Origin of the sequence: Bdellovibrio sp. ZAP7, from assembly GCF_006874645.1 — a bacterium.
In the GTDB taxonomy this organism is placed as follows: domain Bacteria; phylum Bdellovibrionota; class Bdellovibrionia; order Bdellovibrionales; family Bdellovibrionaceae; genus Bdellovibrio.
In genome coordinates this window covers 2723682-2745871 of the sequence record NZ_CP030082.1, presented here as the reverse complement: position 1 = coordinate 2745871, position 22190 = coordinate 2723682, and the positions used below count along the sequence as shown (strand labels likewise).

Sequence of the window (22190 nt, the reverse complement as noted above, 5' to 3'; positions counted from 1 at the left end):
ATATCCGTTCATGTAACGAACTAACTAACAAAAAAAAGGAATTATACATGAACTCTATGAAAGCTCTTATCGCAGTAGTGGTTTTGGCAGCAACTCCAATGGCAATGGCACGTGAGTGCACGGATGCTCAAGGTAACGATATCTTGAATCAACCAGCTGTATTTCAGGAATTGATTTCAAAGTCTTCAAATTGCTATGAAGCAAAAGAATTGGCGGAAGCTTGTGCCTGGGGTTCGAGCCTTGACGTGAGAACGGCAGCAAGTGCTTATGCTGTATGTGAAGCTAACTTGGCTAAATTCAATCCGCCAAAAGTTGATAAAGACTTGCTAAGCACTATGGAAGCGCGCTGCCAGGCGCATTTCGATGCAGATGGTGGGACGATGGCACGTTCAGAAACGGCTTACTGCCACTTGTCGGCAATTTCTTTCATCGTGAATCTTGTTTGGGAAAACGAAGTTTACTAATTGATAAAATGAAAAAGCCCGGTTCATCACCGGGCTTTTTTTTATTCTGTTACTTCTTTAAAGACCTTAATCACAACCCGGCGATTCTTGGATCGGTTTTCCAGATTCGGAGTGCCGTCCGTATTTTCATTCGGAACAATCGGCTTGGTATCACCCATGCCAATCATCGAAAGCTGTTTTCTTGCAAAACCATTGGTTTCAAAAAGCTGAGCGATACGGGCGGCACGAAGTCCCGAAAGTTCCCAGTTACTTGCGATAATAGGGTGGGAGATGGGTGCGCTGTCCGTATGGCCTTCGATTTTGATGTTATAACCTTTGGCGTCTTTTTGAATGGTGCCAGCCAATTTGTTGACGATGTTGACGGCTTCTTCCTTAACGTGGAAGTCACCACTTTCAAAGAACAGAGTGCCTGTGAAAGTCATTGTCACGCCATCGTAACCGGATTCAATTTGCACTTGTTTTTCAAGTCCGTTGGCTTTCAAAGTTTTCTTCAAGGCGTTTTCTAAATCCTTGTAAGGCTCTTCGTAATGGCCGCCGAATCTTTCCGTGTTGGCTTTCTTAGCTTGTTCCAATTTTGCGACGTCGGGCTTTGACATCGAGTACATCATCGCAAAGAAACCCATCAGCAATGTCATCAAGTCAGCGTAACTGACGATCCAAGGACCCTCGCCCTCTTCTTTTTTGATAACAATCGGCGGTTGGGACTCATGATCATCATTGAGTTCCGGATAGCGCTCGTGAAGAGGTTTTTGCTCTTCCGGCACTGGCACCGCTTTAAGGTTATTCTTACGCAAACCCATAATTAAGCCGCTTTCTTATTCGCAGATTCACCGCGTTCACTTGGAAGCAGGTAACTCTTAATGCTTTCTTCAACTACGATAGGATGCTTTTTATCGCGGATTAATTTAAATCCATCGATCACCATTTGACGGATGATTTGATCCATACGATTGGCTTTTGCCAAGTTCTCACCCAGTGGCAAAAAGATAAAGTTTGCTACCGCGATACCGTACATAGTCGCAACCAAGGCAATCGCAAACGAAGGGCCCATTTTTTGAGCGGCATCAGCGCCCCCCATGTTCGCCATCAAAGAGATGATACCGATAACCGCACCCAATAGACCGAAGGCAGGAGGGAACTTTGCCAGAGCTTTAAAGATCTCAGCATCTTCTTCATGACGGTGAGCCATGTTGTGGGCGCGTTTATTCAGGATTTTATCCATTTGATCTGTGTCGATGGCACCTTCGTTCAACATGCCGATCGCTTCTTTCAAAAATGGAGTTTTTAAGCTCGCGTGTTTGTCGCGAAGATAGTTGTCGTTTTCGCGATAGCCTTTCGCCAGGTCCACCATCTCATTGACGGCTACGTTGATGTCGTCATTTTTACCCAGGGTTCTTTTAAAGAACACTTTGCCCAGTGCCAGGAGTTTTTTAGCAGAGAAGCTTAGAAGGCTGGCTGCGATTGTACCACCGATAACGATGACAAAGGCATGCGCATCCAAGAAGATCTTAGCTTTATCAGTCGATGTGACCATCGCTCCGATCATAACCGAGAAGGCCATCAAAAGACCTAATAGTGCTGATAAATTCATTGCCGTACTCCTTAATTAATTAAAACTAAAATACAAGGAACCCATCAAGGACATCGATGTGATCGTACCTGTGCCGATCACCGTCGTTGCCATGATGAACTCGCCGCGCGCACCCATCTTGCCAGTCAGCTGTAAATCAGCACCGACGCGAGGGGAGAGGTAAAAGCCTGCCGCATTCGAGGTTTTTCCTTCTGCATCGGGAAGATTCGCTGATTGGGCAATGCCCACGCCGGTTCCCCAGAAATATCCGATGTCTCGGAATATGATTTCATTCGTATTCATTTTATCGGCGGTCAAGTAAGGTGTCGGAACTGCATTCCAATACCATTGAAAATACAACCCAGAAAATGCATTCGAAGTTGCGGGAGGGCTCATAGACAAGGACCGCAAGTGTTCAAAGCCCAGAAGCAACTTCGAGTGATAAACATAGTCCACAGAAATAAGCATCGTCAGAGGGCCTTCGTCCTCAGAGATCTCATTGCTGGTTGTCGTCGACCCTAAACCCAAACCACCGGCTACACGGAATCCCGCGTGAGCCGCTGGTGCGATAGCGAAGGTGACCAATAAAGAAAGGAGCAATGATCTAAGCGACATTTGCTTCTCCCATCTCACGATCAACATACAGACGCGCGATCGTGATGTTCTCTGACTGGATAAGTTTCGCCCATTTCGCTTTCAAAGCTTTTACTTTTTGGTTTTGAACGTTCAGATCCACTTTTGAGCTCAGTTTCAAATCGTCTGACAAGATTGTCTTCATCATTGGAGGACACTGAGCCAGGATCGCCTCTTGTGCTTGAGGGATCACGCGAATCAAGTTTAGAACTTCTTCCGCCGTCGCAATTTGCGTCAAGCGACGGAGATAGTCTGGTTTCCATTCATCAACAAAGGCCAACGTCAGATAATTGTGTTTCAAGTTGCGGCCATCCATAGGAAGCGATGGGGAAACTTTGCGTAAAGTCGTAATCTCGTCGACTGGAGTAAGAGTTTGGATCGCTTCCAATGTTCTTGGGAAGAGATTGACCAGACGAGTTTGTTCTTTAGATTGTTGCGACTCAACAACCACTTTCACACTCGTATCGTGATCCCAAAGTTTCTTAACATCAACTTCGGCATTCAATAACATGCTACGGATCGTATTCAATTTGTTAAACTCATCCATGCTGGTTAATAGATCGGATTGCGTTTCTTTAGGAAGATACATCATAGCTAAAGCGCGGGTATCATCCGGTTGGTGATCCAAAAGCTCTTTAACGTCAGACGGAGCCGCCTGATTCAAGAAGTCGAATGGACGACGCAAAGATTGGATACCCAACGTACGAACACTGATCAAATCCCAATAGATGCCCTTAAGCATTTTTAACTTTTCAGGATCATCCATCATACCCACATTGCGATAGGCCTCTGCCAAATGTTCTTCATAATTAGAAATCATGTCTTGTTCCAATGGAATGCGCAAAGCTGCCATCGCACCAGTTTCTTTCATGATTTTTTCGCGTGCCGTGATCAAGCAATCCACGAGCAAGGCTGTTTTTGCAAAGCCTTCTTCGTTCGCATCAATCCAAACTTTGATCAATTCATTGGTTCTGGCACCGATCTCCATGCACACGAACGCAATTTTCTTGATCATCATATCAAGTTCTTCGCTGGCAAGACGACTCACTGGCGCAGGAAGAAGCTCTTGTTCGTCACCACCGCCCAAAGCGTCTGTACCGGTACCTTCAATGGCCAATTCACCTTTTTGTTCAATGGTCAGAGGTTTTTGTGCAGAAGCGATTGAATTCATACCAGATCTTAGCAAAAGACCCATGATGAATAGTGCCAATGCCAAAAGTCCCGCCGCGATGACGGGGGCCCATTTGCGTAGCATTTGTGCCCAAGTTTCTGGCGTCGCTTCTGGTTTACCAGTGATCGGATCTTTTGGTTTTTCAATTTTAGGATTGATTTTGCCAACCGTTGCTTTGGCAACTTTGCCATAGTCTTTCGTTAAACGGTCTTGTAGCCACTTATTGAGTTCTTTGGCATAGGATTCAGGGTAAGCTTGAGTATCCAGGCCCACGAACACTTCTAACGAAGAAATTTGGAATTGCTTCTCTTCTTTAAGCTGTTCTTTTTTAAGCTTTAATTCTTCGATTTTCTTTTCATAGGAATCAACGACGTTACGAACGTCGATGGAGCCAATGTCCATGCCTTCCGGAAGCTTGTCAGCCTCTGGTTCTTTTTCTTTTTTAGGAGGTTGAATAGGGCTTAATTGGGCACGAACAGCCACATTGAAAGTCTTTTTCTCCAATCGAGTCGAGATCAAGTCTTCCAGGTTGCGGCGAACTTCGTTTTCAATGTTATTACGCTTAGTCACAACGTCAGATGCCAGGTTTGTGGCCTGGGCGAATGCGAATTGAGATGTGAACAAAACGAGCAGGAGAAGAATCAACCTCATTCGACGGTTCCTCCCTGATCTCGCTGGATTTTCTCTAACATTTTAATCGCGTCACTGGAGCCCGGATCGATCTCTAAAGCCTTCTTATAAAGCTTACGAGCTTCGTCGATATTGCTTTGCAAATAGTAGATGCCAGCTTTCATGGTCATCGCTTGAGAATTTTGGCTGTCGATAGCCAAAACTTTGTCGACTTCCTGATGTGCAGCTTCAAACTGACGAGTTTCTACGAATTTTTTAGCATTGAAGAAGTATTTCAAAATCTTCGTCGCTGTCGTTGAAGCCTCATCTGAAGGTTTTAACTTTACTTTCACGATACGAGTCATTTCGCCCCAGCGATTGGACGGGAGCATGATTGTTTTCGCTTCGTGATCTTTCTTTTCAAAGGAGAATTCAACCCAGTTCGAAGATTCAGGGCTTAGTTTCAAAGTCTCAGCGATCTGCATCTCCGTCAACTCAAGGGGAGTGTCGCCAACTTTTACGCGATCGGCTTTGCCAGTCGCGGAGATGTACACGGCTGCAGTGGATGGCTCGCTTTGTACAACTAGTTTTGATGAGCATGCGCCCAACAATAAAGTTGCAATAAGAAGCTTCCAGTTCAATGCCATTGTTTCCTCCGAAAAGCAAAATTCCTCTCAGGATCTATCGGCTTAACCGAGCTTTTACACAGTGGACCAAAGGAGAGATTGTTTTCAAATGTGAGCTATGGAACCCATCACTGACTCCAAAGTATTTTGAAAAATGAATTTGAGTTTATGGGAGTAGAATTGAAGCTCTATCTAGCTTTCGTTTTTTCGCATAGCCAAAAACTCTTTCACGGCAAGGAGCGAGAAGACTCCATAGCCAATGGAAAGCCAAATAATAAAGCTCATCGTCGTCTCGTCGTCGAGATCAACTTTTTTTTCTTCGACTTTTTCTGTAGTTGCAGCTATTTCCTCGACTTCATCACTTGGAGCAGGTCCCAATGGGCCTTGGTCCTGAGGAACTTCACTTTGCGCGGTCGAGAAAGATTCTTGGGGAGCTTCGGCCAGTTTAGCTTTTTGCTGGCGTTGCCGACTGCGTTCGCCTTGATAAGAGATTTTTTCTTCGACACCGGTCAGTTTAAGGAGGCGAGAGCGATCGTTCACTTGAAGAACCGCAGACTCGTCGGTGCCGGAGGACATTTGAACCTGGCCCTCATCTAAATGTATGGTGTTCAGATTGTTGCGACGGGTGATGCGAACCAGGGAGTCTTTGGAAATATAAAGATTCGTCTGTTGAGTCAGATAAACGTGAACTTTGCCATTCGTGCCAGTAAAGACGTTGTCGTTGTCGTGAATGAGGTCGTTTTCTTTACCCGGAAGCCAAAGCAGTTCTCCTGCCATACGGATGCGAACGTCGCCGTCTAGAAATACGATTCTGCCGATAACGGGATACTTCTTATTCTCATCTGGAGAGTTCTTTTGTTTTATTGGACTTGTATGAGTCGCAAAGTAATAGGCAATATAAAGGATCAGAAATCCTGAAAAGACGCCATACAATTTAAGGATAAGTTCTGAGCGTTTATTGGTCACAGGTCAGATGATATTGCCTAACCCATAATATGTTGAGAAAATAATTTCGATGAGCTTTAGAATTAAACTTTTATTGGGGATGGTTCTTTTACCAACAATCTGTTTGTTGGTATTCTTAAGTCTATCGGTTGTCACCTTCGTCGATGATAAAAAAGCTTTCGTATATGAGTGGAATCAGCTTCAGTCGCGATACATTGCCAGCCAGATTGATTTAAATCTGATGCGTATGAAGAACGACCCACAAGAGGCATTGTTCGTTGCGCACGTGGATACGGCAATGAATAATGTTTTAGATGTGGCTGGTCGAGTACAAAAAGACGAGGCCATCAGCATCATTAAAACCTATGCTGCGGCTATGTGTTCAGGCCTTCGCAGCATCACTTGGATCGAAATTGAAGGCCGCATGGTTTATACCTATTGCCATAAGCTTAAAAACAGCTATGAGCTTTTTGCCTTTGATCGCAGTCGTCTTGAGACCTACTTTGCGGAACGCGGAATCAGCGAAAACATCCTGGTGGGGTATGATGGCTACGTGATCGCTGGACCTCCGGGATTCCCGATTGGCCGGGAACTTATGTCTATTGTCGGTAATGGCGTTAAAGAAATCTTTGATAACAGCTTTGAAAAGGGCCGAGTTGAGATCAAAGACAAACGCGATGGTGAAACGTACCTTTTGAATTTTTACCGTATTCCCAATGAATCTTTATTAATCATCTCGATGACGGCAAGATCGGCGCCAGAGCGTGCAGCGTATTTCTTCGTTTATCGTGGCATTATTTTCGCCGCAGCCTTGATGTTGATCACGATTATGGCAGCGTTATTTGCTTCGGGCGCCTTGATCCGCAGTGTGGTGCGCTTAAGAAATGCTATGCAGAACTTCGGGGCCGGGCAAATGGATGTGCATCTTGAAGTGGGCTCAAAAGATGAAGTCGGGCAGTTGGCCGGACTTTTCAATGATATGGTGACTCATATCAAGCAGCTTATGTCCGTGCACGAGGAAAAGGCGCGTATCGATGCCGAAATGGTCCTGGCTTCAGATCTGCAGCGCAAATTCTTTCCTCTGGATATCTATTCAAACAGTCGCTACCAATTTGCGGGCTTTTATGAACCTGCAAGTCAATGTGGTGGGGACTGGTGGACTTATGTTGAAACGGAAGACCACTTTATTGTTTGTATTTGCGACGTGACGGGGCATGGGCTGCAGTCCGCTCTAATTACGTCCGCGGCGTGTGCCGTCGTGGCAAGTTTTAAATCCAACCTGCAGGGGCCCGCTCAATTGATGCAAGCGATGAATCGCGCGGTGTTTGAAACTTCTCGCGGGGCTTTGAATATGACGTGCTTGATCGCGGCTTTCAATAAGCGTGATAACACTATGACTTATTGTAATGCCAGCCACGAGCCGACGTATTACTTTACTCCGCGAGATGGTATGAAACGTACCGATATAAATGTCTTTGAGGCCGTCAACGGGCCTCGCCTGGGTGAAAGCTTGGATGCGGAGTTCACGGAAACGTCTTTATCGTTTGAAGCAGGCAGTGTCTTCTTGTTCTATTCTGATGGTCTTAAAGACATCGTGAATAGCGAAAACAAGGCCTTTGAAGAAAGACGGATTTTGAAAGTTTTGACAAAAGTGACGAATGACTCTTTTGCGGCTGATGCGATTTTGAACATGGCTAAGAAAGATACCAATGAGTGGCGTGGGCAGTCAGGTTTAATCGATGATTTATCTTACTTTATCGTCAAACACAATATCAACGGCCCCTCTCACTAGTTTTTAGGTGTTTCAGGAGTCAGCCAGTTTGCTTCTGTATCTTTAAGAATCGGAATATGTTTAAACTGACCCGCAGGAAGAAAGTGACGTTCTTCCTGAGAGTCTTTGTTTTGAATAACCATAACTTGCGGGCCTGCAGTTTGCGGTGCATCCACCCATTTGATTTCGTCTTTAAAAAGTTCTGAAATGTTGATTTTGTTTTTGATTCCATTCGCAATCACGATGGATTTCGCCGGCATTCGTTTCATTAGCCAAGGCGGAGAGATCACCTCGACGCTCCATTTTCCAAAGGGGATATTGGGAAGAGCTGTGACTTTATTGTCCAGTCGGGCAATCGTTTCAATCGGCTTTAAATCGCCATGAATTTCTTTGGTGGAGTTCTCTGGCGTCCACTGAAGCGTCAGTGCCATTTCGTTCATGTCAACTGCACCGACGGACTTTTTCATTAATTGGGCCCAGGGAATTTTTGTCAAAGTTCCTGGCAAAAGTTTAAAGGTAATTTCCGTGCCGTTCGCAGCGTCTTCAAAGCGAATTTTGTATTCACCCGATGGAACTGTGATCGCAAAGGGACCTTCCCAAGACTGATTGAACTTTTCATTTTGGATGGAGAAATGAGCTTCTTCCGGCGCTCCCGTGATCTCGATAATTGCCGGTGGAGACGGTGGTTTCTGATCCTGCGGGTTCGTACTTCCGAGGCGGGAGTTTCTTCCTTGTCCTTTTAGTTTGTAAATTTTGATGTTGGTGCCGCCCGTGCGCATCGAGTCTTTGATTTCCGTTTCGATGTCTTTGTTCAGCGATTGCGCGGCCTTTAGTTGATTTAACAGGTCTTCTTTAGAATCAATATCAGAGAAGTGAATCTTGAAATTGTTAAGTTTCAAATCCTTGAAGCATTGCATTTGGCTTCGGTCTTCTTTCAAATCCAATCCCACCATGAAGATCTCATAGGGTTTATCTGTTTTGACTTTCTTGTCTGCCTCTTTTAAAAACTCGCAAGGATTTTCTCCACAGGTGTCAGAACCGTCAGTGATAACCACGGCTTTGGTCCCGGGATATTTTTGCAAGCGGCCCACCAGGGTTCTGAATCCCTGAGTCAGGGGAGTCTTACCAAAAGCCCCGGGCTTCATTTCCATGACTTGTTTTTGCAACGTTGGATTTTTTCCATTCATCAATCGTACGTCTTTACATTCTTTTTCTGGCTTGGTTCCAAACACGATGGCTTCGGAGCTACTTTGAACAGGCGCTGTGGAAAGGAGGGCATGCACTTGCTTTTGTACGATCTGAATCTTGGGAGTCTTGTTCAGTGGCTGCTCCATGGAGCCGGAATAGTCGAGCATTAAAATGAAGGAAAGAGCTGCTTGAGTAACCATTAGTATAGATCCTCACCAATACGAATCGAGAAGTAAGCTCCAAAGTCTGTGCGGTTCATTGTGCTGGTCTCCGACAGAAGAATGTTGTTGGCAAGAGCGGCTTCTTGTTGATCAAGCAGCACCATTCCACCTCCACAAACACCGAAAGTAATGTCGTACAAACTGATATCAGGAGTGCACTTCTGAATTTTCAGGCGGTACCAATTCAAAGTAAAAGGGTCTTGTCGGAATTTTTGTTGCTCGGAAATCTTGGACATGAAAGCTGTATCCAGATTGAACATCCAGTGATCCCACTTCGCAGCGACACCGATCAAATATGATTGCCTGTCGAATGAAAAGTGCTGCAGAGAATTGATGGACGTTGTCCAGGCCTCGGTGTCGTAACTAATGCTAGGGCCGATTTTGAAGTCGGGATAAGTTAGCCATGCACGGTAGCCAAAGCCTAAAGACGTATTGGTGACCGACAGATTGACGTCCTTTGATTTATAGCCAGGAGAGGACGCATAGTTTCCAAAAATCTCGTGTTGAATCCACAAAGAATAGAGCTTGGTTGGCTGACCTTTCATGAATTGGAGTTGGACGAAAGGCATGTATTGCACCCCTTCGGATGACAGGTCGTTTTGTAGCTGAGTATTACCAGTCCAGGAGCTTTGGGAAAGCAGCAATCCACCCGAAACTGCATAACCCCAGTTAAAATTGTAGGCGGCATATTTGGGAGGCTTAATTTCAGATTTGATTTCATCTTTATTGGAAGCCTGAAGCTTACGATTGATGAATGGCAAGACGGGATTTTTTGAAATTAAAAGGGGATAGAGAGGATCTGATTGCGCGACGGTCTTGGTGTGCTCCCAGTCGGAATCCCTTTTTCCTAAGGGAGGATTCCAGGATTTCTCTTCGCGAACTGATATGAACTCACAATAGGGATTACAAATATAGAGGATCCCTTTCCAGTCTTTACCCAGTCTTTGCTCGGTTTCTTCGTCTGTTAATTTTGGTTTTTCATTCAACGTAGGAGCGGCAGTTTGCTGGGCGAAAGATGCCCGGCCAGTCAAAAACGTCAAAAAGAAAGTTAAAGCCCATATCATGATGAAACTATAGATTCGTCTAATCGAATTTGGTAGGCCAGTAGTGAAAACTTACTTCATGAGGTCAACAGAATTCAGTTTTTTCTTAAAGAACCGGTAAATGGGAACCGAAAAGATAATATGCGCGCGTATTTGCTAACAATTCTATCGATGTGTCTCATTCTGGGATGCTCAAAAAGTGAACTGAGTAGTTCAGGTTCTCAGAACTCATTATCGAGTTCTGAGTACTATGTTTCGGGAACTGCTAACACGCGCGTATTCTACAATGCTCCAACGGATGCTTATGGTTTGGGGACTTTCGTCACTGAACTAGGTGCTGAAAATGGAAGCCTAGTGATTCCCTCGACATTGACGAAAGGTGATTACGGTGTGCGCACTGATCCAGCGGTTCCTCAACCACTGGATCTGACGGTGAAAGTGTATCGAGAATCCCATCCCTCTGGCGATTTTATCTTTGAAGCCCCTTTGCTATCTTCGCAGGTGACTGTGACTAACGTAACGACTGCGGTATTTTGGTTGTTGAAGTGGGGATTTAATATCCCTAACGTCAAAGTTTCTCAGAACACCTTCAATTCCATCGCAAACAGCGTGGAGTTGGTTTGTCAAAACTGCCGGACTCAAACTAATTCCCAAGTTCTTACTTTCCTACTGAGCCGTAACGATATCATTGCTAAAATCACCAACACCCTCGCGAGCGAAAATCCTTCCCTTAGTATTTCTTATAATTGGGCTCCCGCTGTTCTTTACTATGTTTGGAGCAGCCCGGTTTTGACGACGAGTGGTTACGGCGCAAAATCTTCGAAACAGCTAGAAACAATTTCTGCCGACGTTGTGGCCGTCAACCCCTTGAATTCGACTGCGCGCATACAGCCGACCTCTTGGTTATTGACAAGAAATGACAGCTCCACCGAAACGGTGAGTGGCTCGCCATTGATTTATACTTTCACAAGTGAAGACCAAGAATCCGTCGATTTCAATCCGACGTTTACGGACAGTGCTGATCTCAGTTCAAGAATCAAAATTCATTATGAAGTCGCGCGCGCAAATCGTGACCCAGTTTGTAATGAACCAATTCAGTTGGTGATGAAAGCCAATCGCATCAACTCCTTTAGTCTGACAGCATATTGCCGTGACCTGGATAATCCAGTGGCGACGCCAAATTTGGGAGTCACGTATTCTCTGGTGTCGGGCCCTTCAGGTATGACCATCAATTCTTCGGGAGTTTTACGTTGGTCACCAACGAATGCTCTCGCTGGCAATACGTATAATTTTGAAGTTCTGGTGACGACGATGACGTCGGCTACTCACGTGGCCAAAGGAACGATCACGGTGAACTCTGTGCAGATCCCTGTATTTGCTTCGACAATTACGGGCGCATTTACAGAGGGGATTTCTTCCGACATCAGCATCCCTGTCACAAATCCAGAAGGGGATCCGCTGATTCTGTCCGTCGTGGGAGTCACGACAATCAAAAACGGAACTCCCAGTGGTGCCGGAAATTTAACAAATTATACTTCTGATTTTACGAATCCTATTGCACCTAGTTTCGTGTGGAGCTTTATCCCGAGCTATCTGCAGATGATTGGCAGTGATGGTTCATTCTCGGTTACGTTCAGGTTGAAGTATAATACTTCAGCAGATTCAAATCTGGACGGTACCATGATTTTGGCGACCCAAACGGTCGTATTTAACTTAACCAATACAGATGACCCGCCAGTTTGGGATGTGAATGCCCAAGGAGGCAGTTTCATCGAAGGAACTACATTCTCGGTTTCTTTAGGAGTTGCGCGCGATCCAAATCCAAATCCGACCGCGATGACCTTTGCGTTGCAGTCCAGTGACAGTTCATGTGACTGGAGCAGTACAACGACAATTTCATTTAATAGTTCAACCGGAGAAGTGCGCTTGGATGGGTATCCGGCCTTTGACTCGGAAAATACTTGTTCCTTCCAGGTTGTGGCTACAGATCAAAACTTGATGGCGACAAAATCACAGGTTTTCTATTTTGATACCGTGAATACAAATCGCCCGATCACAGAGATCACGTCTCCGAACGTCGATGAAATCGACGGTACGGAAAATCAAACGATGTCGATTCCTGTGGCGGAAATGTTCAGTGATCCTGACTTGGATATTCAAGATTCCCGAGAAGACATTACTTGGACTTGTATGGTCAATACAACGGGATTGGGATCGCCGTATACGGATACTTGTCTTAGTATGAATATCAAATTCAAGTTGTCCTCGGGAGCTTTGACGGGGGCTTGGAATCCTGATTTCGGTACTGCAGGAACCTATTATGTTGAGTTAACTGCAACGGATGTGGGCGGAGTTTCAGCATCTCATAAATTCAAAATGGTGATCGCCCCAAGTCCGGCCCCTATGGTTGTGACTGTGCAACAAGGTGGTATTGATACAACTATGGTGACGACAGCTGAAGGAGTGACCACGCCAATCACGCTTCATGCTGTTGCGAAAACTCAGGACGCGCAAAATATTTATTCTTATATCGTTTCTGGTCCAACTTGTTATGTGACGATCGGTGGAGGTTCCTGCCGCGCAGCCATGATCAAGGCGCCTTCCACAGTGGAAGGTTCAGGCGATCAGGATTTCATCTATAATATTGCTACGAATTTTACGGACGGGGACAATCCTTTACCTGGGACTAGCAAAACCTACATTTTGAATTTCACGGTGACCAAAACAGATGATCCTACTATATATAGTCAGGTTGCAGTGACGGTTCAGGTGGATAACACGAATCGTGCTCCAACGAGCATTGGCCTGACTTCGGGAAGCAACGGATGTACGGGAAGTACTGCAAACTCATTAACGACGGCATTCACTATCTGTATCAATTTAGCACAAAATTCTAAGTCAGGAAATTCGTGGCAGAAATCCTATACGAATACACTTTCTTACGTGGATGCCGACGGTACAAATGATTCCTATTCGTTGGGATTCACGACGACCTCAGCTCCAGGAAGTATTAATACCACGTCGAACGTCTGGACTATCAAACTTCCCTCATGTCTTAACACAGGCACCGGAATAGTTTCGCGAACCTACTATCTGAAAGTTCAAGATGGTCGTGGTGGAACATATCAACGTGAGATCATCATGAAGTTCCAAAATGCAGCAGCTGCTTCGAGTTGCTTATAACCTGATTGTCTCGTCCAGAGAAACATTGACCTCATTTTTGTTTAAAATCGTTTTAAAGCTCAAAAAGTACTCAAGAAATGCCGATAAGTCCTTGTGAATTGTTTTTAACAGGGATGATTTTTGCGAGCTTGGAGTGCTATGAAATCTCAATACAATATGTTCAAGGTTGTTGCGATTTCGTTCTTGGTAACGGTTTCGGTTTTTATTTCCGGTTGTCTTAAGGAACGCGAGAGCACTGGTGCAGCAGCATCAACAAGTGCTTGGTTTGCCGGTGCAACTTCAGCAAAAAATTTGGGTGGATATCCTTCTGCGGTGAAAGTTTCTTGGGCGCGAGCAGATCGTTCGACTCTTGGTTATAATATTTATTCTCTTCGTGCAAACTCCGCAACAGGTGTAAATGAGTGGACTCTTGTTGGTGCCGTCGATGCGGACCAAACTACTTACACAGACTCGGACAGTCTTTCTGAAGGACAGGTTTACACTTACAAAGTGCAAGCAATTGATGCGACGTCGGGCGCTGAAGATGGCAATTCGAAACAAGTTTCGACGGTGACTTTTTATGGTATTGCGGGAGTGACTATCACCGGTAAAACAACAGCAACTGTTTCGTTGAATGGCAGTACGGGGGCATTTGATTCTATTCACATTTACGCTCAGCCAAAAAATGGGAATGGCACAGCAACACTTGTGGCATCTGCAAACGGTAACGTCGAAAACATCGACATTACAGGTTTGCGCTCGGGGGTAAACTATAAATTCTCGGCAAGAGCTTACATGAGTTACTTAGCTGCGGAAGATGGGAATGAGTCCTTCGTCCTTGGTCAAACTTATTCAGACAGTTTCGGTAGTGGTAAAACCAGTGATACGACATACTACTATCGCGGTGTTTTGAACTTCCGTGGTTTTGGTCTTGCTCCAAATGCGACCAGTGGCCCAACAGGTCGTCAGTTCAATATGACTTGGCTGCCATTTAGCAATGCGACGGGCGCAACCAAATATAAAATCGTGCGCTCAACGACCACGTCGATTGATATGACCGCTTCGACAGCTTGTACTTCGACGACGACTGCTTCTTGCAAAGTTTGTGAAGTAACCGGCTCTCCATACTGTGAAGACACGGCTTTAGCGGCTCCTCCGCAAACATATTATTATGCGATCTCCGTCGTTAAAACAGATTCTTCAGGGGCGACCTATGCGGAGGAATTGCCATGCCAAAATACCACGGACTGTTCAAACATGGCTCTTTATACGGTCAAAGCTCACGTGCCACCAGACTATATGGTCTTGGTGCAACGTGATGCTGCAAACTATGAAATGTGCTTAAACATCAACGCCAGCAGTGACCCTCGTCACAATCAGCGTTGCGTATACAGTGGTTTGGGAGCAGTTCCTGCGACGACAGGTCCTTCAAAACCAAGCAAGTCCTATGATGCTGGTTACTATGACTTCGGTTACAACGTGATGGTGGACCGTTATCGCGTTGCTTGTAATTGGACGAAAACTTCCGCGACATGCGGTCCGAATGGTTGTGTTGATGTTTTGAATTCCGTAGATAACAGTACAACTCCACCGAGCAATGCCCTCGGAGTGATGGGGAACGTATTCTATGGCCATCATAAAGCATGGTGGACGCAGGATTCTTGTTATGTGAAATCAGGATCGGGTTGGGTTGGATTAAGTAGCACGACTTCGTTGACGGATGCTGAAATTGCATCAGCTATTACTAATGATCCAGGACCGACCGGTGAAAAGCATAGACCTGCGGTATCTATCTTTACTCAAGCGGCCGGCAGCAAAATGTGTAACGTACAGTCGACGGCGTACGGCACGAAGCGTTTGCTGCGTCGTCGTGAATATTTGGTTGCAACGCCATTGCCGTACATCGCGGGTGAACCAGGTTATATGAGTTCTTTACTGGCCGGGGCCGCACCGAAAAACCCTCTTTGTGATCCGGATTTATACACTCCGGTCACACGTGCGACGACAATCAGCGAGTGGTTGGCTCCGGGCAATTCATTCGTGTCAATGAATGTGGGCGGGAATTCCTTGAATGCCTGGGATAACTACGCAAACTTGAAGCACTTTATTGGAAGCCCTGCGACCAATCAGTGTATTTCGCGTTTTGGTATTCAAGATCCAATTGGTGTAGGAACTGTATTCTCGGATACATTCGTAAGAACGAGCGGCGCATCCACTCCCATCACGATTCAAGCGACGACGTCGACTTTGGATGCTGGTAACTCGGATCATGGTTCTTTCCATTTCAATGGTACGTTGGGACCTTATTTTTATACAACAAATTCAGCTGGTTGGTACGCGTACTTTGGTTATGCGACTTGGGGGATCCCTTGTGGTGGAACAAGTGCGACATCTTATTTTATCCCGGCGATGGGACTTCCAGTTTGCGCGTGGACATTGAGCTCAAGTCAAAACATGAGAAAAATGTCCGAGTACCAATTGACGGGGCAAATGAGTACTTATCCCGTAAATGGTACCGGGGATTCTATCCAGTATAACGTTCATATGCTTGCTACAAGTTATTCAACACATTCGGGATTGAGTTCCCGTTATTCGACATTCTGGGCTGGTTCAACGACTCGCAGTTACTACAGTAACTTATTCTGTGCAGTGGAGGCTGAATGATGAAGTCATTTAAGTCTTCCACAGTCGCGATTGCATCCCTTACGTTTTTGCTGGCGGGTTGTTTTGACAGTTTAAGTTCGTCTAATCGAGTCACTTCAACAGCATCGACCGTGAGTGCGATTACCAGCGCCCAGTTTTCTGGCGTGAGTGCCGCAGTTAATAAAGTTACCGGAATTTTGATTTCGTGGCCTGCGGTGACGGACGTGAATTTGGTGAAGTCGTACCGTGTCTACCGTGTTTCAGGTGCTAAAAAGACCTTGTTAACAACGCTCGCACCGTCGTTGACGTCTTTCATGGATGGAACGGTGACGTGGGGCTCGATTTATACTTATCAAGTCAATGCCGTTGACCAAAATGGTATTGAAGACAGCAATACAAAAACTGTGAAATCAGTTTCCTGGTCAGGTATCAGTTCGGTGCAAGCTTCGTCGCGCACATCGCTGATGGTATCTTTTGCGAACTTGGCGACTGTAATCGATGAAATTCGCATCTATGCTCAGATGGGCGTAGGCGGGAATAAGACACTCGTAGCGACGATCAGCGGCTCTGATACCAGTGTAGAAGTGACAGGTTTGCGTACGGGTTATAACTATATTATCAGTGCTCAGGGTTATATTTCGTCTCTTGGCAAAGAAGATGGGAATGATGTCACTTTTAAGGCACCGACCATGACCATTGGTTATGACAATGACGGATCGGACTCTTCTCAGTGGAGAAACGTGATGTCGGTTCGTGCTTTCGGGGATGCTCCTGCAGCTCCGGTGCATCCATCGGGTAGCAATCAGTCGCCATCGGCTCGCTCTGTTGAACTGACATTTAATGCATTCAGTTCTCAAGGGACGTCTGCGAAATATGTCGTGTTAAGAACGGTTGATGGTAAAACATTAGATAGTTCTGTTACCACGGCTTGTACCGACACCTCTCAAACAAGCTGTGTTGTTTGTAGTATGGTGACGCCAACAAATGGTGTTATTTATTGTCGTGATACGAACGTGGCCGCGTCTCCGGCGCGCTATAGATACTCTATGGCTTTATCACACACGGATACTGCAACGAATGAAACGTGGGTTGAACCATTGCCATCGAGCTTGGATCAATTAGAAAGCTATTCCGTGCTGGTTCCAATTCCGCCAAAGAATATGGTCTTGGTTCAGCGCGATGCTGCGAACTATGAAATGTGTATCCAAATGAATAAGATATCGGATCCGGTGAACAAAAATCGCTGTGTGTACTCAGGTATTGGTGGCCAGCCTTACAGTTCGGGTCATAATAAATCCCCTTTAAATTTGCCAACGGGATACTATGACTTCGGTTACAATCTTTTCGTTGATCGTTGGGAGACTGCTTGCAATTGGACGATGGCTTCTCAAGGTGGTAAGTGTGGTGCGAATCACACGGATGGGGATTGTATTGGCTACGGTGGTAACGTCACTACTAAAGCTCCGCAGCCCGATATTGGTAAAGTCGGTGACGTCTATTACTATTTGGGCACGAGTTTAAATGGTAATAATGAATGCTTCATCGCACAGTCTGCTGATGGAAGCGGCAATATCAATTGGATGAGAGCCTCTGATGTTTACACCTCGGTTAGTGGTGTGACATTGGCCAACAAAATGTTGACCAACGATCCAGGCTATTATGACACGAATGGAAATCTGGATCGCTCATTGCCCGGTAAGCGCGGGAAGATTTCATATAAATTGAATCAAATTTCTGCTGCTTATATGTGCTCCGCGAACACGGATGCCTATTACGGAACGAAGCGATTGGTTCGTCAGAGAGAAAACGTGGTTATTGCGGCACCAGCACTACTTTCGGGCGAACCTTATGCGCACTCTAGCTATGCAACTTTTTATGCCAATTACTTCCAAGGAAATCAGAATCACGGAACTTATGCCGGTTGTGATGCAGCAACAACGGTTGATACTCTGCCGACAACTTTTGCTGATATGTTGAACTTGTCGGGGACGTACAAGGAAATGATTCGTTTTACTGATGGTTCTGGTGGCACAAGTTACGGTTTTAGAACGTATATGCCAGGAGCTCTTGCGACGATCGATTGTGTTTCGCGATGGGGTGTTCAAGACTTTAATACGCGCAGATTTACCAGCGATATTATTTCATATAGTACCTCAACGCAGCTCACGACGGGATTGATGTCGCCTTATGACAACGGTAACAAAGATTTCCTTTCTGATATTACGGGTGGTCAAACGGGTTATGTCATCGACGTGACCAAGTATACGTCTGGTGGTATTTCTTATAATTCAACAAACTTAACGGCTTTGATTCCGGCGCTGGGACTACCAATTGTAACTGCGAATCCTTCGTCTGAATATTTGGCGAAAGCCTTGATCACTCAACCATACAATTTTGGTCAAACGGGACCGGTGTCAGGATCGGGATCGGGAACTAAAATGTTCTTGTCGAGTGGTCGTTGGAATGCTCGTTATGACTTTGCAGTCAGTAATGACACGGTTCAAGGCGAGCTTCGCTGTGTGCTTCCTGCAGAATAAAAAAAGCCCGGTTGGTTCCGGGCTTTTTTTGTTTTAAAATTTGTTCTTTAATTAAAATCTAAACTGCATCTCGATACCCCAAACATTGCCACGCTCGATTTCTGCGTTGGTTGTTGGAGCTTTACGAACTGTCAGGTGAGCTCTTGCGTCTTGAACGACGTCTTTACCGATTAAGTCATTGATCTTGTCAGCTACTACACCCATTGGATTCATCACGATCATCGCGAAGGCACCCAGGCGTTTTGAACCCAAAAGTTCGCCGTTGTTGGCTTTGATCTTAAGCTCAGCACGATAGAAAATCTCACCCAGGATAGAACCCACTATGGGAGTTGCGAACAAGTCCTGGATCGATGGTTGTTCGGCAAAAGCCTCAACCCCAAACTCCCAGAAGAACGTTGACATCAGAACCGAGTACCCAAAGGACTGCATCATGCTTAAACCCTCATTACGGGCCACTTGGTAGTAGGCAGCCCCAGAGTAAGGGTGACCGATATAATTGATCATCCAGTCGTCTTTATCCATGTGGGGGCCCGCTTTAACGTTCTCTTCCCAGTTCTTGGGAAGGTTCTTCATTTTAGACTTGTCCCATTTTGAGACACTCTCAGGCATCAAGTACAAAACACCCGCGACACCCAATGCTGCCAAAGCCACGTTACGAGTGGAAGTGATGATGTTCTTTTCTGTGGAAGTGTACTTGGTAATATTCAGTTCACGTTGCCATTGAACTTCATTGGACTGGCTTAGAACCGTCACGGTCGCGATAGGCTTTTGATTGTCCTGCACGCAAAGGCCGCTGACGTCATTCATCGCTTTCAAGGTCTTATTGGCTTGCAGTTCTTTTTGGATCGCTAGACACGCTTCCTGGTCACGGGTATCGATACTGATAACCTGACCCTTCAGCATCATGCGCTTTTGATCGTCCTGCATTTTTGCACGAGTCACGCGCTCGATATCGTCTTGCGTATAGTGCTTGCGACGATTCATCAGGTCTTCAACAGGGTTTTTCTGGGCGTTCCCTTGGGTCACATAATCGAGGGAGCTTTTGCTCCAATCGATAGGGGCTGAAGCTGTTGCTGGAGAAGCAGTTGTCTGAGTTTTAGGCAAAGACGCAAAATTGCCAGCCATCGCGGCGTTAACCTGAAGTGCCGCCACGCCAAATGTAATATATCGAAGAACAGTCTTCATTTCTTAGACTCCTTTAAAAATACGATTTCGGAAAGAGCAACATTGCAAGATTGTGACCTTAGCCTTCTTAAGGAGTCATAGAGTTCAGATTCCAGTGACAATCGTTGGCTGGTGCAAAACCAGTAAACATTCATCAACCACTGTATATAAGGATGAGGTCGGCGTGAAACGTGCACTAAATGAATAAGATCATTCCTTATTTTTCGTTTTTGCTGAAAGAGTGCGTATGTTGAGTAAGTTTCTTAAAACCACTTTATTCGTGATCTTAATGTCACTGGGGCTTCTTGCCAAAGCAGCTCCCAAGGACACAGGTCTTTATCTTTCTTTTGAGCAAAGACTTGCAGTGACTTATGCCCTGATGGCTTCCGGTGAAAGCATGGAGCAACAGGAAAAAATCTTGGATCGAGGAATTAAATACTTTCAAGCAGTTTCCCAAAAACCTGTTCAGGATATCGAGGTTAAAAGTTTTAATGAATTCCTAACGGCCTTCCGTGGGCAGTGGCCTGACACGCAAAGTGTCAGCTTGGATTTGGATCTGATTGAAAAAGATGGGCCGCGTCCCATGCATATTTTTAAAGCCACAAGTTACCGCGTGCAAAGACAGATCGATGACTATATCGAATGGCAGCTTGAGCAATTGAAAACCATGGCTGAAAAAACGGCCGGAGGAAAAGAAGCGCTAGTCAGTCCTTTGATCATGTCTCGCGCCATGACGATGCTAAATAAAAGCAGTGAAGGCCAAAAGAATCTGAAGCATATGTTTTTGCAAAACAGCGATAAATTCTTTCAAGGACATTTGAAAGAGTTCGATCGTATCGGAGAAAAGATCGCCACCTCGGGACTCGCTTCGACACAGGATCCGGCTGTAAAAATCGTTATGCAGACGATGCTCTCTGAATACTTCGCAAGACTTTCTTTGAATTCCAAAAAACTGATCGTGTCATCGTTCCTTGGTGGCAATCTGCAGGCGAATGACATGCAGAAATTTGAGGTCATGGTGCAGAATGCCGGCCCTCAGTTGCAAAAGTTATTACAGATCGTCGCTCGTCAGGGGGATCTAAGTCCCGAGATGACAATCGTGTTTAAACGTTTGGAAGATGCCGTTCGCTCGGTTCCATACCGTCAGGTGGAAGAACTATTGAAAGCCGAAAGAAAAAACTACGAGTTCATTTATTTTGAACAAAAACCACTGGGTGTGGGAACAATGGCGCAAGTACACCGCGCTAAGATTTTGTTCAATGGTCGACGTCAAGATGTTGTCGTTCGCTTTATCAAACCCGATATTGAACTGCGCGTGCAGGAAGATGGTCGTATTTTAAAAGAAGTCGCTGAAATTCTGGATACAAATCCGGAATTGATCAAAGCGAAAATGCCAAAGATTGCGCCATTGGTATCTGATATCACGGCGACGGTGACGGCGGAGTTAAGTCAGGAAGACACAGTCGCACGGCAAAAATTTGCAGCCACTCGTTATAATCAGGAAGTTTTCATGGAAACTTCGGGGCATAAAAATGTGATCGAATTCCACGTCCCGGAAATCTATCCTCCGCTGGGAGCACAGACTCAGCTGATGGTTCAGGAAATGGTCCTGGGGCAGAAACTTGATAAAGAAGCAAAACAGTGGAATGACGTTGCTCCCCAGCTTAAACAAGGTGTCGTCGAAGCCTTGGTTCGTTTGTGGGGGACGGAGACTCTGTTTGGCGAAGGCTTTTATCACTCGGATCTCCATCAAGGAAATTTCCTGGTGCAGTTTGGTGACGAAAAGATTCGCGTGAACTTATTGGATTTCGGAATGGGTGGAAAAATCACGTCGGAAATGCAGCAAAATCTTGTGTTGCTGGAGACTGCGTTGACGCTAGAAAATTCCAAACTCATTGGACAATCTTTGTGGGACATTAGTAATAAGTCTGCCAACACTGTGACCGAAGCGAAGTTTAAGTCCTTGGTGGCCGAAAAAGTAAAGCAAGGTTTTAAAACTAAAGAAGACGCCTCTGCTGAGGAGTGGACAAAGTGGTCTTTGAATCACGGTCTGCGCCTGCCGTATGATTTCATCAATATCAATCGCGGCCTCACTATTCTAAAAAAACTTTTGGAAGACAGTGGGAGTAAGAAAGATCTTACTCAAATCATGTCCAAAGTGGCGATCCAAAGACCGCGTCAGGTTATTGGCACTCTGGTGGGCAAAGATCGTCTTTCAACGTTGGAGTTGTTGGAATCGGGACGCCGTGCATTCCTAAGTAAACCACTGCCTGCGGCTCCTAAACCGGCAGTGCCGATTTCTTGTTCGCATATTTTTAACTAAAAGGGCCTTGGATATCAGGTTTGTCATTAGAAGCGCCGTGGCTAGCGATCGTACTTCACAGTAAACTTGCTCATCTTCGGGGGCTGGACTTGACAGCTCGGGGGGCCGGGAGTGTACTTA

At 45.6% G+C, this 22190-nt stretch carries 15 protein-coding genes; 6 read left to right on the top strand and 9 right to left on the bottom strand.

What is annotated here, in order from left to right:
- The first annotated feature begins 47 nt into the window (after positions 1–47).
- Entirely contained in the window at positions 48–464 is a 417-nt protein-coding gene (locus DOM22_RS13200; RefSeq protein ID WP_142700828.1) for a hypothetical protein, read from the top strand.
- 41 nt (positions 465–505) lie between these two features.
- Here the strand turns inward: DOM22_RS13200 and DOM22_RS13195 are convergent, their stop codons facing one another.
- The 6 genes from DOM22_RS13195 to DOM22_RS13170 form a co-directional block, all read right to left on the bottom strand.
- A complete protein-coding gene (locus DOM22_RS13195; RefSeq protein ID WP_142700827.1) occupies positions 506–1264 on the bottom strand; it encodes a flagellar motor protein MotB in 759 nt (252 codons plus the stop codon).
- Positions 1265–1266: 2 nt separating this feature from the next.
- Entirely contained in the window at positions 1267–2055 is a 789-nt protein-coding gene (locus DOM22_RS13190) for a motility protein A (RefSeq protein ID WP_142700826.1), read from the bottom strand.
- 15 nt (positions 2056–2070) lie between these two features.
- On the bottom strand, positions 2071–2649 hold the full coding sequence (locus DOM22_RS13185) for a hypothetical protein (protein ID WP_142700825.1): 579 nt from the start codon (positions 2647–2649) through the stop codon (positions 2071–2073).
- On the bottom strand, positions 2639–4489 hold the full coding sequence (locus tag DOM22_RS13180) for a hypothetical protein (protein ID WP_142700824.1): 1851 nt from the start codon (positions 4487–4489) through the stop codon (positions 2639–2641). The genes DOM22_RS13185 and DOM22_RS13180 overlap by 11 nt, the downstream gene beginning before the upstream one ends.
- Positions 4486–5094, bottom strand: coding sequence for a lipopolysaccharide assembly protein LapB (locus DOM22_RS13175; protein WP_142700823.1), 609 nt, complete (start codon positions 5092–5094; stop codon positions 4486–4488). The genes DOM22_RS13180 and DOM22_RS13175 overlap by 4 nt, the downstream gene beginning before the upstream one ends.
- Before the next feature lie 171 nt (positions 5095–5265).
- On the bottom strand, positions 5266–6039 hold the full coding sequence (locus DOM22_RS13170; protein WP_142700822.1) for a hypothetical protein: 774 nt from the start codon (positions 6037–6039) through the stop codon (positions 5266–5268).
- A 49-nt stretch (positions 6040–6088) separates the two neighbouring features.
- Here DOM22_RS13170 and DOM22_RS13165 point away from each other — a divergent pair, with 49 nt between their 5' ends.
- Complete coding sequence (locus DOM22_RS13165; protein ID WP_142700821.1) at positions 6089–7810, top strand: PP2C family protein-serine/threonine phosphatase; 1722 nt, start codon at positions 6089–6091, stop codon at positions 7808–7810.
- Here DOM22_RS13165 and DOM22_RS13160 read toward each other — a convergent pair.
- Both DOM22_RS13160 and DOM22_RS13155 read right to left on the bottom strand, forming a co-directional pair.
- Positions 7807–9177 carry a vWA domain-containing protein gene (locus DOM22_RS13160; RefSeq protein ID WP_142700820.1) on the bottom strand — a complete coding sequence of 457 codons (1371 nt, stop codon included), beginning with the start codon at positions 9175–9177 and terminating at the stop codon, positions 7807–7809. The two genes, DOM22_RS13165 and DOM22_RS13160, sit on opposite strands and share 4 nt — an antisense overlap.
- Entirely contained in the window at positions 9177–10238 is a 1062-nt protein-coding gene (locus DOM22_RS13155; protein ID WP_210415624.1) for a hypothetical protein, read from the bottom strand. The genes DOM22_RS13160 and DOM22_RS13155 overlap by 1 nt, the downstream gene beginning before the upstream one ends.
- A gap of 144 nt (positions 10239–10382) precedes the next feature.
- On the opposite strand from DOM22_RS13155, the gene DOM22_RS13150 reads away from it, so the two are divergent.
- The 3 genes from DOM22_RS13150 (at position 10383) to DOM22_RS13140 (ending at position 18583) form a co-directional block, all read left to right on the top strand.
- The gene (locus tag DOM22_RS13150; protein WP_142700818.1) at positions 10383–13424 is read left to right on the top strand and encodes a putative Ig domain-containing protein; all 3042 of its coding nucleotides are present in this window, start codon (positions 10383–10385) and stop codon (positions 13422–13424) included.
- A 138-nt stretch (positions 13425–13562) separates the two neighbouring features.
- Positions 13563–16067 (top strand): fibronectin type III domain-containing protein, encoded by a 2505-nt coding sequence (locus DOM22_RS13145; RefSeq protein WP_142700817.1) that lies wholly within the window; start codon positions 13563–13565, stop codon positions 16065–16067.
- Positions 16064–18583: a hypothetical protein gene (locus DOM22_RS13140; RefSeq protein ID WP_142700816.1), complete on the top strand. Its 2520-nt coding sequence runs from the start codon at positions 16064–16066 to the stop codon at positions 18581–18583. Before DOM22_RS13145 ends, DOM22_RS13140 begins: the two co-directional genes overlap by 4 nt.
- 51 nt (positions 18584–18634) lie before the next feature.
- Here DOM22_RS13140 and DOM22_RS13135 read toward each other — a convergent pair whose 3' ends face one another.
- Entirely contained in the window at positions 18635–19768 is a 1134-nt protein-coding gene (locus DOM22_RS13135; RefSeq protein ID WP_142700815.1) for a DUF3943 domain-containing protein, read from the bottom strand.
- A gap of 226 nt (positions 19769–19994) precedes the next feature.
- On the opposite strand from DOM22_RS13135, the gene DOM22_RS13130 reads away from it, so the two are divergent.
- Positions 19995–22070: an AarF/UbiB family protein gene (locus DOM22_RS13130; RefSeq protein ID WP_246845635.1), complete on the top strand. Its 2076-nt coding sequence runs from the start codon at positions 19995–19997 to the stop codon at positions 22068–22070.
- Positions 22071–22190: the final 120 nt, after the last annotated feature.